This window comes from Helicobacter sp. MIT 11-5569 (assembly GCF_000765695.2).
GTDB lineage: Bacteria > Campylobacterota > Campylobacteria > Campylobacterales > Helicobacteraceae > Helicobacter_D.
Genome location: NZ_JRPB02000005.1, coordinates 115,990 through 129,039, shown reverse-complemented (window position 1 = coordinate 129,039; position 13,050 = coordinate 115,990). Strand labels below are relative to the sequence as shown.

General features: G+C 34.3%; 17 protein-coding genes. 9 read left to right on the top strand and 8 right to left on the bottom strand.

The genetic code is table 11. The annotated features are described in order from the left end of the window. Positions 1-98 precede the first annotated feature (98 nt). The 5 genes from LS70_RS06035 to LS70_RS06015 all read left to right on the top strand — a co-directional run bounded on the left by LS70_RS06035 (position 99) and on the right by LS70_RS06015 (position 4,564). Positions 99-1,064, top strand: a complete 966-nt coding sequence (locus tag LS70_RS06035) for an aldo/keto reductase (protein WP_236096450.1) — start codon at positions 99-101, stop codon at positions 1,062-1,064. Positions 1,065-1,144: 80 nt separating this feature from the next. Further along, the gene (locus LS70_RS06030; RefSeq protein ID WP_052083308.1) at positions 1,145-2,044 is read left to right on the top strand and encodes a hypothetical protein; all 900 of its coding nucleotides are present in this window, start codon (positions 1,145-1,147) and stop codon (positions 2,042-2,044) included. A gap of 122 nt (positions 2,045-2,166) precedes the next feature. Then, a complete protein-coding gene (locus LS70_RS06025) occupies positions 2,167-3,015 on the top strand; it encodes a DUF3737 family protein (RefSeq protein ID WP_034287725.1) in 849 nt (282 codons plus the stop codon). Next, positions 3,008-4,174 carry a MalY/PatB family protein gene (locus tag LS70_RS06020; RefSeq protein WP_034289080.1) on the top strand — a complete coding sequence of 389 codons (1,167 nt, stop codon included), beginning with the start codon at positions 3,008-3,010 and terminating at the stop codon, positions 4,172-4,174. Before LS70_RS06025 ends, LS70_RS06020 begins: the two co-directional genes overlap by 8 nt. Before the next feature lie 15 nt (positions 4,175-4,189). After that, positions 4,190-4,564 (top strand): MmcQ/YjbR family DNA-binding protein, encoded by a 375-nt coding sequence (locus tag LS70_RS06015; protein ID WP_052083309.1) that lies wholly within the window; start codon positions 4,190-4,192, stop codon positions 4,562-4,564. Positions 4,565-4,661: 97 nt separating this feature from the next. On the opposite strand, the gene LS70_RS06010 is transcribed toward LS70_RS06015, so the two are convergent. Further along, positions 4,662-5,216, bottom strand: a complete 555-nt coding sequence (locus LS70_RS06010; protein WP_034287728.1) for a DUF4411 family protein — start codon at positions 5,214-5,216, stop codon at positions 4,662-4,664. Next, complete coding sequence (locus LS70_RS06005; protein WP_034287730.1) at positions 5,209-6,297, bottom strand: ImmA/IrrE family metallo-endopeptidase; 1,089 nt, start codon at positions 6,295-6,297, stop codon at positions 5,209-5,211. The genes LS70_RS06010 and LS70_RS06005 overlap by 8 nt, the downstream gene beginning before the upstream one ends. A gap of 176 nt (positions 6,298-6,473) precedes the next feature. Between LS70_RS06005 and LS70_RS06000 the strand changes: the two genes are divergently transcribed. The 3 genes from LS70_RS06000 (at position 6,474) to LS70_RS05990 (ending at position 8,285) form a co-directional block, all read left to right on the top strand. Next, positions 6,474-6,881, top strand: coding sequence for an EVE domain-containing protein (locus LS70_RS06000; protein ID WP_034287733.1), 408 nt, complete (start codon positions 6,474-6,476; stop codon positions 6,879-6,881). Between the two features lie 124 nt (positions 6,882-7,005). Continuing rightward, entirely contained in the window at positions 7,006-7,398 is a 393-nt protein-coding gene (locus tag LS70_RS05995; protein ID WP_034287736.1) for a DoxX family protein, read from the top strand. 101 nt (positions 7,399-7,499) lie between these two features. Next, positions 7,500-8,285 carry a TSUP family transporter gene (locus tag LS70_RS05990; protein WP_052083310.1) on the top strand — a complete coding sequence of 262 codons (786 nt, stop codon included), beginning with the start codon at positions 7,500-7,502 and terminating at the stop codon, positions 8,283-8,285. Here the strand turns inward: LS70_RS05990 and LS70_RS05985 are convergent. From LS70_RS05985 to LS70_RS05965, 5 genes are all read right to left on the bottom strand, one after another. After that, the gene (locus tag LS70_RS05985; protein ID WP_034287739.1) at positions 8,282-8,575 is read right to left on the bottom strand and encodes a hypothetical protein; all 294 of its coding nucleotides are present in this window, start codon (positions 8,573-8,575) and stop codon (positions 8,282-8,284) included. The two genes, LS70_RS05990 and LS70_RS05985, sit on opposite strands and share 4 nt — an antisense overlap. Beyond that, the gene (locus LS70_RS05980; RefSeq protein ID WP_138109381.1) at positions 8,563-9,144 is read right to left on the bottom strand and encodes a hypothetical protein; all 582 of its coding nucleotides are present in this window, start codon (positions 9,142-9,144) and stop codon (positions 8,563-8,565) included. Before LS70_RS05980 ends, LS70_RS05985 begins: the two co-directional genes overlap by 13 nt. 51 nt (positions 9,145-9,195) lie before the next feature. After that, complete coding sequence (locus LS70_RS05975; protein ID WP_034291055.1) at positions 9,196-10,065, bottom strand: aldo/keto reductase; 870 nt, start codon at positions 10,063-10,065, stop codon at positions 9,196-9,198. Between the two features lie 155 nt (positions 10,066-10,220). Then, complete coding sequence (locus tag LS70_RS05970; RefSeq protein WP_034291057.1) at positions 10,221-10,739, bottom strand: DinB family protein; 519 nt, start codon at positions 10,737-10,739, stop codon at positions 10,221-10,223. A gap of 35 nt (positions 10,740-10,774) precedes the next feature. Then, positions 10,775-11,407: an SDR family oxidoreductase gene (locus LS70_RS05965; protein WP_034291072.1), complete on the bottom strand. Its 633-nt coding sequence runs from the start codon at positions 11,405-11,407 to the stop codon at positions 10,775-10,777. A 307-nt stretch (positions 11,408-11,714) separates the two neighbouring features. On the opposite strand from LS70_RS05965, the gene rrpB reads away from it, so the two are divergent. Further along, positions 11,715-12,059, top strand: a complete 345-nt coding sequence (gene rrpB / locus LS70_RS05960) for a MarR family transcription factor RrpB (protein WP_034291059.1) — start codon at positions 11,715-11,717, stop codon at positions 12,057-12,059. Positions 12,060-12,076: 17 nt separating this feature from the next. Here rrpB and LS70_RS05955 read toward each other — a convergent pair whose 3' ends face one another. Further along, positions 12,077-13,000, bottom strand: coding sequence for a DMT family transporter (locus LS70_RS05955; RefSeq protein ID WP_052083447.1), 924 nt, complete (start codon positions 12,998-13,000; stop codon positions 12,077-12,079). Positions 13,001-13,050: the final 50 nt, after the last annotated feature.

Below are 13,050 nucleotides of genomic sequence, written 5' to 3'. Positions count from 1 at the left end.
AAGTGTGCAATCTATGCGTAATGAATTTCAAGATGAGGACTTTCTTTAAGCTTAATTTGGGTAATTTTATTGCAAAAATGTATTTCTAAGGAGCAAAAATGAAAACAAAATCACAGGATTCTATCCACGATTGCAAGGTGGATTCCACAAAGCGCAGAGAGTTTTTAAAAACTTCAGCAAAAATAGGAGCAACAATGGCAATGGCAAATTTTGGAATTGGAACACTTTTGGCGGATAATGACACAAAGGCACAAAATGTGCGAGTAGGTAAGATTCCACATCTCACGCTTAATAATGGTGTAAAAATGCCACTTCTTGGGCTTGGGACTTATCAACTACTTGGCAAAGAATGCCAAAGGGCAGTTACAGATGCACTTGAAGTAGGTTATCGCCTTATTGATACTGCGCAATATTATAATAACGAATCAAATGTTGGTGCGGCGATTAAGGAATCTAGCATTGATAGGAAGGAATTATTTGTCGTTACGAAATTGCGCTCTGGCAAAAATGTCGCAAGCTCTATTGAAGAATCACTAGAACGCTTACAAAGTGATTATATTGATTTGCTTTTGATTCATTGGGTTATGGGGAATGATTTAGAAATCTATAAAATAATGGAAGAATATTACAAAAAAGGCAAATTAAAGGCGATTGGTTTGAGCAATTTTTATGACGCAAATTATTTTAATATCATTAATAATTGCGAAATTAAACCACAAGCGATTCAGCAAGAAATGCATGTTCTTTATCAAAACAAGCAAAGGCGATTGCAATATCAAAAAGATGAAATCGCGCTTATGGCTTGGTCGCCTTTTGGAGCGGGAAGAGAAAATATTTTTAAGAATCCTGTTTTGTTAAAAATTGGTGAAAAATACGGAAAAACAGCGGCGCAAGTGATTTTGAGATTCTTGGTTCAAAACAATATCGTTGCGATTCCAAAAACAAGCAAAAAAGAGAGAATGCAAGAAAATATCAATATTTTTGATTTTAGTCTTGATACACAGGATTTAGATACAATCGCAACACTTGATAGGGGTAAAAGTCTGTTTGGCTGGTATTCGTAAAGAGCTTGTAAGCACTTATGGTGTATGATGCACCATAGGGTTAGTAGCCAAAAACACATTATTAAAATTATAGGGAAATAATGCAAACCAAACTCAATAGTAATACCACTAAAAGAATTAGCTTTTATACAGCAATCATTGTTTTTATTGCTTATTTAATTATTACCAACACAATGCGAATTATTGATAATAAAAAAGCTGATAATCTTATCAATAATGCAAAAGCTGAACTAGCTCCACTCTCGCAATGGTATAAAGAGGATTCCACAAAGGAGCTAGAATCTATCCAAAATCTCACAAAAGAAAGCTTCGATGCACTCAATGTAAATGCACTCATTTATCAAAACTTACAAGATATTAAAAAGATGATTGATAATGCAGGAATTCTTAAAGATTTTATTTTCTCCTATTCTAATGGTGATGAGAATGGGGCGTGGGAAATCTTTGCAAATGCGATAAAGGCTGTAGAGGTAAAAGATTATATCATTATTGATTTGCTTGATAAAGAGAGGGCTTTATACCCTAACCAAACCTATTATATCCTGCATGATAAAGAAAGAGTGAAGTATCTTGATGATTTTCAATCTTTCTTAGAAACTTATATTGCAAATAATGTCCCAGATTTTAGCAAACAAGAAAAAGCTTCACTCCATGAGGTGGCATTTTATTATGCTGTTAATGCAAACTATTACTCACTAGGATTATTTCATACTCTAGCAGATATAGAAGAACATACTTGTGATATAGATAGAGTCGTTGTGCGTAAGACACTTTCACGATATGAGCTTTTACAAAGAACTATAAAATCTTATTTAAGTATTTTTAATAAAAAAATTGCTACATCTAGTTTCAATGAAGAGCAAAAAAAGATATTAACAACAACACTCAAAGTTGAACTTAATAACTTAGATAAAATGTTAGATGAATTGGAAGTAACATCTATATCTGATATTAAATCTAGGTTTAAAGAATGCCAATAAGCAAGAATTATTGATAATTTTTAGTAGATATATCACAATAAAAGGATAGCCTATGAACCCAGTTTTTAAAAGCCAAAATGCGCAAAACCTAAACACAAAAGCATCATCAAGCGGAGGTTTTTATGAAAATAGTATGCAATCAAGAATTCACAGGTGAAAGAGCGTTATATCACCAAAGTGATTTAGAAATTAATGATTCTAATTTTTTTGATGGCGAATCGCCACTTAAGGAATCTAAAAATATTATTATCAACCATTCCTCTTTTGCTTGGAAATATCCTCTATGGTATTGTGAGGACATTACTTGCAACAATACTATCTTTAAAGAAACAGCGCGTTCGGGTATATGGTATGTTGATAATATCAAAATTTATGATTCCAACATAGAAGCACCCAAACTTTTTAGACGCTCATCGCATATAGAAATCACTGATAGCAATATGCTAAATGGTTTAGAGGCATTTTGGAATTGCAGTGATATTAAAATTAAAAATATGAATACTAAGGGCGATTATATGTTTTTTAATTCAAAAAACATTGAATTGGATAACTTTCAACTAGATGGCAATTATGTGTTTGATGGGGCTAAAAATATTGTTGTTAAAAATAGCATTTTAGATTCTAAAGATTCGTTTTGGAATACAGAAAATGTTATCGTAGAAAATTCTCAAATTATAGGAGAATATATCGCTTGGAATGCCAAAAACATAACTTTTATAAACTGCACCATAGAATCCATGCAAGGTTTTTGTTATACTCAAAATCTAAAGCTTATAGATTGCAAATTACTAAACACAAATCTTGCCTTTGAATTTTCTAGTGTGGAAGCTAAAATAAATAGCAAAGTCGATAGTATAAAGAATCCAATGAGCGGGAAAATAGAATGCTTAGGCTGTGATGTAATCATCTTTGATGGAATGACTGACAAATCCAAAACAGAAATCATCATTAATGGCAAAAAATATGAATAATTTTGATAAAGAAACAAATAGATTTAATATCTCATCTCTAAAGTGGAATGTCAAGGAAAATGAATTACCCATGTGGGTAGCTGATATGGATTTTTTATGCCCTGATGCAATCTATCAAGCCCTTTTAGAGAGATTGAATAATAAAACTTATGGCTATTCCATAATCCCTGATAGCCTTTATGATTCCTATATGAATTTTTATAGGGATAGACACCATTTATCATTTGCTAAAGAAAATATGCTCTTTTCAAGTGGTGTAATACCCTCAACATCATCAATTATAAGACGCATAACTGCACCCGGTGAAAATATAATCTTAATGACTCCTGTCTATAATATATTTTTTAATTCCATTGTTAATAATGGCAGGTTTATCAGCGAAGTGCCACTTAAATATGAGAACTATAAATACGACATAGATTTTTGCCTTTTAGAAGAAAAATTAGCAGAATATCGAACAAATTTACTAATCCTTTGCAATCCTCATAATCCTATTGGCAAAATCTGGAGTAAAGAAGAATTGGCAAAAATTGCTACATTAGCCAAGAAACATAATGTGTATGTTATATCTGATGAAATCCATTGTGATTTAACGAATCCAAACAAAGAATATGTGCCATTTTTTAATTCATGCAGTGAGGCTAAGGAGATTGGTATTAGCCTAATATCACCAACAAAAAGTTTCAATTTAGCAGGACTTCAGACTTCTATGATTATTGTCTTCAATCAATATCTATACAACAAAATCAATCGAGGAATCAACAATGATGAAATCGCTGAACCAAATTTCCTAGCATGTGTCGCGACTGAAGTTGCCTATAATCAATGCAGAGATTATTTAGATGATTTAAGAAAATATATCTTTAGCAACAGAGAAATTGTCAAAAACTATTTTGAGCAACATATCAAAGAGATTCAATTAATAGATGGCGAAGCTACATATTTGCTTTGGATTGATTGTAGCCAAATTACTCACAAAAATTCTAAATTACTAGCACAACATATTAGAAATACAACAGGGCTTTATTTATCGGAGGGAAGCCAATATGGAAGTTGTGGCAAGACTTTTTTGAGAATGAATATCGCAACGCAAAAATTTAGGGTATTAGATGGATTAGAGAGATTAAAAGAAGGTATTAGAAGTTACAAGGAATCATAAAATACAGGAGGATTTATGAATCAAATCTTTAAAAGTCAAAATGCGCGGAATCTTCGTGCGTATGCTAAAGAAAAATATGGTGATGAGCTAGAGTTTTTGTGGGAAAAATTCCCCAAAAATGCAATTTTGCGCAAAAAGAAAAACAAAAAATGGTATGCGGCTTTTTGTGTGATTAACAAAACACAACTAGGCTTGCAAGAAGAGGGATTGGTAGAAATTGTGAATCTTAAACTTGACCCACAAGATGTGCTTGCTTTTGTGGATAATAAAACATATTTTAAGGCGTGGCATATGAATAAAAAACATTGGATAAGCATTTTGCTAGAAGGCGAAACACTTTCTTTGCAAGAGCTTTGCAGGTTTTTAGATGAAAGCTACGCGCTTGCGTAAATTATAGTTACGAGATGATTAGTGCGGTATACAATTTAATCTTACATTGTCTAAATGGCAAGAACAAGGGACTAAAAAATGATAGTTTTTAAAATTATCAAATATCAAGCCTATCTTTATATGAAACCTTTAAAGATGTGTTTGTTTTTTCTTGGATAAAATCTGCTAAACTAAGATGATTGATATTTTTTTCTTGGGCAATTTTTGGAATCTTTTTGAATAATTTATTGTCATTGCTTGTCAAAGTTTCTTCTGTGATAATGACGCATTGTTTATTTCGTATCGCATAATGTATTAGCTGAAAATCCGCGCTTTCAATAAAATTTTTCCTGTAGTTGTCGTATTCTTGCTCGTTTAATTGCTTTTTCTTGGCAAATGAAGCAATAAAATTATTATCTATTTCCCTGTGTAGCTTTTCTGCAATAATTTCGTTAAATGATGTTGCTTTGATGGGTGAGTTTTTGAGGAAATTTTTAAATACTAATCCTTGTGCGACATATTCGCACTCATTGCCTACTGCTTTGAGCAGTATAAATTCTTTTTTCTTAAAACCATCAATCAAGAAATTTTGCAACTGCCTGTCTGCATCAAATGGCAAATAATACCGCACAAAAGAGACTAGAGAGCTTGTGTCAAAAAGATATTTATCCATAGATAAAGCCCTCTAAATTGTCTTTCTTAATATATCTTTTAAAGCGCGTGCGCATTGTGTATTCGCTCACTATGCCCTCTAAAAAAGCATTGACAAAAATATCCTTTTGCAAAGGCGAGAGAATAGGAATAGGTGGTCTAAATTTTTTATTTTCTCTATCGCCTTTATTGCTTTGCTTTTTTTGTTCATACTCATTTTGCAAACTCTCTTTAAGTTGCTTGTATATTTTCCATTGTATTTTGTTTATATGGGCAAAATGATAAAAAATCGCAAGTCTGCTAATATGCTTTTTTTCAGAAAGCTTTTGTATGATTGGATTTTCAAGGTTTATTTCATTTGCATTGATGTTTTGTATCTCTGTTAAACTTTTTCCAAGTAACAAAGCAAAGGCAAACTCATTACACCAAGATTCTTCATTGCTTGGATTTTGTATAAAGGTATTTTCATCTATATTTTCATTATTTAAAAGGTAATGCCCTAGCTCGTGAGCTAAAGTAAAAATTTCTCTCTTTCTGCCATTTTGCTTTTTTAGCACAATAAAATTAGGCTTGATAAAGAATCCGCATAAACTACTTTTATATTTTTTGTTATGAGATTCTATATTTTCTAAAACTAAAATATTTTGCTCTACAAGATTTTGAATAAAAACTTCTAAAAACTTTTTGTCGGCGAGGCTTTTTGTGGGGAGTAAAAATTGCATTTCTCTAGCAGCCTCAAGTGGAGAATCTGCTAATGAAAAATTTTTTAGTTTTCGTTTCGTAAATGCAAAATTTCCAAGTTTTGCCAAGCTTTTTATATAATCAATATCTTTTTCATATTGTGTGATGAGTTGTATATCTCCTATTTTTAGTTTATCACTAAAATTAGTTTTTCTGAATAAAATGCTTGAATTCTGTGCATCAATTTGTGAAGGATTGGTATAAAAATCTAATCCCATTTTGAAAACATTATCAATTTTTTTTAATGTTGCTTTTGTCAATGGTTTATCAAAGTCAATTTTTGCTTCTTTTTGCAAATCCTCTTTTGAGATTTTGAAAAGTTCCAATAAATATTCTAATCGGCTTGGGTTGATTTGTAGCATTGTTTTTGTATTGTTTCCCTAATTGTTTTAGAATAATTGAGATTGTATCAAAAATAATCCCAATATAAAATTATTCTATTTTTAACTTTTTGGTAATTTTTAAAATTATTTAATTATAATTGAAGCTTCATATCATTTCTGTAGAGAATATACTAAAACTTCAAAAAAGGATAAAAATGCGTTATTTTATTGGTGTGGCGTCAAAAAATCATATTGAAATAGGGCAAACTGGCGGGTTTTGCCAACTTTGCCATGGCAAGGCTGCGCCTTTGCAAAAAATGCGCAAAGATGACAAAATCATCTATTATAGCCCCAAGCTTAGTATGGAATCTCAAACGCCTTATCAAGCATTTACGGCTTTGGGGACAATCGCTGATGAGAATGTGTATCAAGTCGAGATGTTTGCAGGGTTTTTCCCTTTTCGGCGCAATGTTTTGTGGAGCGCGATTGTGCGTGAATGCCCGTTAGCGATTGCAAGGGAGCATAATGAGTGGAAAGGCTATGCGTCCAAATTGCGCTTTGGGCATTTTGAAGTTTCACAAAGCTTTTTTGGATACCTAGCGGATTATATGATGCAAAAATGAAATTGCCTAGATTCCGCTCTTAGCAAACAAGAAAACCTTAAAGGTGTTTTACCCAAAGTCTATTGACTTGCCCCCCCCCCCTGTTATTGTATAATACCGCTGTATTTTAATAAAAGGAGATGACATGACAAAATATAAAAATTTTGATTTGGGGCTTTTGTTTGCCCGAGTTGGGCTTGGCGTTTGCTTTATTATGCATGGGTTTGATAAAATCTTTCATGGCATAGAAGGCGTTAAGGCGACATTTGCAAATCACGGAATCCCCGAGTTTATAGCATATTTTGCGTATGTTGGTGAGTTTGCTGCTCCACTGATGCTAATACTTGGCGTTTTTTCACGCGTTGCAGCGATTTTGGTGCTTGGCACGGTTGCATTTATCTTGTTTGTGCATTTTCCAAATATCTTTACACTCACAGAGCATGGTGGGTTTTCAAATGAGCTTGTGTTTTTGTATAGTGCTATTTCTCTTTGTATTTTGTGTTGTGGTAGTGGCAAATACGCACTTAAAGCAGATTAGCTGGCTTTATTTTGCGCAATAGAATACGACTTTTCGTGCCTTTTGGCATATCGCATTTGTGGATAAGTGCGCAAAATTTGTGGATTCTATAAGGAACAAAAATGCTAGAGTTTTTTGCCACACCAAGCTTTGAAAACATCGCGGTGTATTGGTATTTTGTGCTGTTTTTTGCGTCAGTCTTTGGCGGCGTTGTTGGCTCGATTTCAGGCGGAGCGGGAATGGTTACAATGCCGCTACTGCTTTCAAGCGGGCTTAATCCCCTTGCTGCATTAGCAACAAATAAGCTCCAAGCGTGTGTCGGCTCATTTACTGGTGCGGCGCATTATTATGCGCAAGGCTTGGTAGATATGCGCACAAACTCGCTGTGCATTGGCATTGCGGTGGTTTTTGCAAGCTTTGGGGCAATCAGCGTGCAGTTTATAGAATCTGGGATTCTCTCCAAGCTCTTGCCTTTTGTGATGATTGCCATTGGGGCGTATTTTTTGTTTTCGCGCAATATCAGCGACACAGACCGCGCAAAGTCGCCACACATTGCACTGCTTTATGGCACTTGCGCTGCGGCAAGCTTCTATGGAGGGTTTTTGGGTGTGGGGATTGGCACGCTTGTGCTGACAATGTTTGTAAGCATTGGTGGTTATGGACTTAGCAAGGCTCTAGCGTCTTCGCGCTGGGTTGTGTTTAGCATCAACATCGCTTCAACATTGTTTTTTACTCTTAGTGGCAATGTGCTATGGGTTTTGGGATTGGTTATGTGCGTGGGGCAAGCTATTGGAGCAAGCATTGGGGCAAAGCTGGCGATTAAGCATGGGGCAAAAATCATCAAACCCTTTGTGATTTGTTTATGTTTTGCACTCTCAATTCAGTTGCTTTATAAAGAGTTTTTTTAAATGTTTGTGGGGTGGTTTGATGAAATCAAATAAGAATTACAATATTTTTTAATTTTTTGAGTGAGTAAATCTGCCCCTTTTTGATTTAAATGATCAGTATCACCAAAATGTTCTTTAGTAAAATCTTTATCATCAAAAAAGTTTAATGTTTTAATCTTGTATTGCTCGATGATTTGCCATATATGCCTTAGAGTGTATTGGATATTTGGAATATGTTGTTTATAGTCATCACGCATAGGTGGAATTATAATAAATAAATTATGCCCATAAAGATTTGCTAGTTTTTGCATAGTAATAACATATTGATTTTGTGTATTTCCATAAGATACTTGCTTAAGATGTTGTTTGGCTCGCTCTTTCCTGTGATTTCTGGTGAAAAAAAGAAATGATATAGAGATTGTCCATTGTAGTTTAAAAAGTTATTATATTGTGTGATATTTAGCTGGGATTTGAAACTTATGAGGTATTCTTGAGTGGCTATTTCTATATTGTTAAGGTAATTATCTGTCTCTTGCGGGGGGGGGGGCATATTATAAGGAATATTATAAAGAATCTTATAAAGTGGAACAAAATGCGCAGAATTCCCCTTAATCATATCAAAGCCTTGAGAAAATATTGAATAAAACACAAAAATATTCTTTAAGAGTGGTAAGTTTGCACAATAGCGATACAAAGAATATGTGGTATAAAGGTCTTGTGATGTTCCTGAAAGATTAAAAGTGTTGGAATCCCAAGGGGCAAAACCATAGCTTCCGTGCGATGAACCCAAGCAAAGATTTTTGATATTTAATGCGTGGTGTGTGAAGCTAATATATTTAATGTATTCTAACTCAATATGCTGTTTAAACCAATCTGGCACTTCTATCCTTTCTGGATTATAATTTTCCTTACTTTTTATCTTTATTTCTCCCTATTTCCCGCCAAAAACATAGAAGCGAGAGTGTTCGCCATAATCTTTAAAATCAATCTTTTTTAGAGATTCCAAATCTTCGTTTGAAAGCGTGAAATTTATCTCTGTATTTTCTTTGATATATTTTGGTGTTTTACTCTTTGGCAAGGGTAAAGTGCCGATTGCAAGTGTGTAGGCGATACAAAGTTGTGCGGGAGTTACATTATATTTCTTTGCCATTTCAATAATCTTGCTATTTTTCAAAAGCTCCCCATGTGCAATAGGTGAATATGCCTCAACAAGCACATTTTGGGATTTGCAAAACTCTATTAATTCAAAAGGTGTGTTGCCAATGTGAGTTAGAATCTGATTAACCGCAGGCTTGATAGAGCAATGTTTAAAGATATTTTCTAGGTCTTTTTTAAGAAAGTTACTCACACCAATAGCGCGAAGTTTGCCTGATTTTTGGGCGTCTTCAAGCGCGGAAAAGACTTCTACATTTTCACTAAAATAATCCCCATTTCGAAAGCTTTTCCAAGGCTGTGGGCTATGGATTAACATTAGGTCAAGATAATCAAGCCCCATTGTTTTTAGCGAAGTATCAATGGAATCCGCCGCGCTCTTTTTGTCTTTGTATTCTGCTCTAATTTTGCTTGTGATAAAGAGTTTATCTCTCGCGATTCCACTTTTTTGCATAGCTTCACACACGCTTGCGCCTACTCCGCGTTCATTGCCATAGCTTTGCGCAGTATCAATATGTCGGTAGCCAATCTCTAATGCTTCTTTTATTACATTTTCTACATTATTATCTTCAATCTCCCAAGTTCCAAGTCCGATTTTTGGGATTTTTACGCCATTATTGAGTGTGAAAAATTCTTCTAAAATGTTCATCTTTTTCCTTTTCCACTTGCAAAGCATGTTTGGCAAGAGTAGTCCTAAGCATAATCACTGCTGTTTTAAGCCTATAATTTTAAAGAATTTTGCAAAGTAAATTATACAATATTGTTAAATTTTTCTATGCACTTCAACAAAATATAGCATACAAATTACTGCATTCCTAACATACCATTAAAATCATTTTCAATTTTTAGACAATCAAGCGCGCCAGCAATTTGCCCACGATGATGGATAGAATGGTTAAGAAGTGCAAGAATTAAAAATCCACGCAACTTTTTAAATTCTATGCCCGGAAAAGCCAAAGTTTCAATCTTTTCAAAATCATCAATAGATTCAATAAGTTCGATAATCTTGCTATCCACTTTTTCTTGTAAAGCTGCAAATGCGCTAATGTCATTATAAATATCACTTTGCAATTTCATTTCAGGCGTTACATAGCCAAAAATCTCATCTAGTCCGCTAAGTTTTTGCGTGCTAAACGCGCTAAATTTCCTCAAAGTAATGCTAATCGCACCGCATAGGTTATGTTCGGCAGTTTGCATAATGCTACCATAATAAAGCCCGCGGTCTTTATATAGCACCTCTTTGGGTGCTTTTTGCAATGTCGCAAACATATTTGTGTTTGCAAACTTATTGTATTGTGCTTGAAGCAAAAGGGTTGTTTTCATCTTTTCTCCTTAATGTTAATTATTGGTATATAGAATTATAGCCCTATCACACCAACGCGTTGCTTGCTATATTGAGAATCTCTTGCAATCTCAAGCATTGCACTTGCATAATCAGCATAGCTTGCTTTACTCTCTCCCTTGTTATTCACTTCAAATTCTTCACCAATAATCTTATATTTGCCACTTTTGGGTGCATCAAAGACAAATTCTGCTGGTGGGCAGACATAGACCCAATTAATATCTGAAACCTTGCGCAAAACGCCCAAAACTTCAGCCGTTGCATTTGCCACCCCCATATATTCAGCTGGGAAATTTGGTGTGTCCATAAGTCTTGTTGTGTGTGTTTTATCCATATATAGGCTACCTGCTCCACCAACGACAAGGAATTTCGCCTTGTTACCCGCTAGAATCTTGACAAGATGTTGTATGTGTTTTTTGTGCAAACTAAGCTCTTTCCACTCACCAAAACAATCTATAATCACATTAAAACCTTGCAAATCGTTAGCATTTAGACTAAAAATATCTTTTTGGATAATGCTAAGGTTTGGCTTTGGTGTGAGCTTTTTGCTATCTCGCACAAATGCGCTCACTACATAACCCTTACTAAGTGCCTCATTAGTGATGAGTTTGCCTACTCTACCGCTTGCTGCTAAAACTGCTATTTTCATTGTTGCTCCTTTGTTAAAATTTGTGCGACTTGCGTCTTTACTTGTCGCTTCTGCGATATTTAGTCCAAAAATGCCAGCGATTCCTAAAATTGCTGTGCTTTGGATAAATTTGCGTCTTGAAAGTTTCATTTTTTCTCCTTTTTGGGTGTTGCCCAATGTGTAATTTGTAAAATAGTATTTTGACACACTAAGACCTAAAAATCAAGTAGGGATTTTTTTATTATATAGTATTCTTTTTGAAACTATTGTGATATATGTGGATTTTTGTGTTATAATTTTTTTCATAATTTAGAATTTTGGAAAAAATATGACACAAAAGAATACATTTTATCATTCTCTTTGTCCAGTGGAAACAACGCTTAATCTCGTTGGCAACAAATGGAAGCTTTTAATTATTCGCGATTTACTAAATGGAACAATGCGTTTTGGCGAGCTCAAAAAGTCAATTAGTGCCACCAAAAACCAAAATATTTCACAAAAGGTTTTGACACAAAATCTGCGTGAGCTTGAAGATGTCAAACTTATTACGCGTAAAGTTTATGCCGAAGTCCCGCCTAGAGTAGAATATCGCCTTACAGAGCTAGGACTTAGCCTTAAAAGTGTGATTGAAAGTTTGGAACAATGGGGGGAGTATTATAAAAGTTTGTCTTAAATTTTGTGGAATCCAAATTATTTTTGGGATAGCACAAGCCCAAGCAAAATCAAAATCCCACCAATAATAATATAACTATCTAACGTTTCACCCAAGCTCAAAACCGCGCTTAACACTCCAAAAAGCGGAATCGTGTAGATATAGGCACTTGCTTTGTAAATGCCTAAAATTTTCATTGTTGCATTCCAGCTTAGATAGCACAAAGCCGATGCGACAAACCCCAAAAACAAAAGATTTAATAAGTTTGGAATCTCTACGAAGCGATGAAGTGGAAAATCTCCTCTTTCAAATGTGCCAAAAATCGCAAAAGGTAAAGTAAAAATGATTCCATAAAAAAACACTTTGCGCGTGATGAGTAGATGGCTTTGTCCTTTAAAGAGAATAAAAACTTTATCCAAAATAATCGTATAAAACGACCAAACAACACCAGCAAGCAAACAAAGCATATCTCCAAGTGGAGAGAGTGTTACAGAAAATTCCCCACGAAAAATGACAAAAACGATTCCAACACTTGCTAAAAGGAATCCCCATAAAAAATATCGGCTCAAAGGTTTTTTAAGCAGCAAAAACCCTAAAATTCCTGTGAAAATCGGATTAATAGAAACAAGCACACTCGCATTAGAAGCAGTCGTAAAATAAAGTGCAATATTTTCTAATAAAAAATACAAACAACCCCCGCTAAGCCCACAAAGCACAAGCAGAATCTCTGCTTTGATTCCGCGAAATTCTAAAGCTTTTGGGCGCAAAAGTAGCAAAAATAAAAAAGCAACAAAGAAGCGAAATAGAAGAATCTCACTTGCTAAAAAATCCTCTAAAAGTGTCTTGGTAGAGCTAAAAGTAGCCCCCCAAACAATCATGGTCAAAAGTGCAAGAATATGCCCAAAAATCATACGGCTAGGGGCTTGTGTAGTTTGAAAGAGTGTTTTATGATGAAATCGCATAAAAGAATCCCAAATGAAGTATTATAGCTAAATTATACTTCATCTTTAAG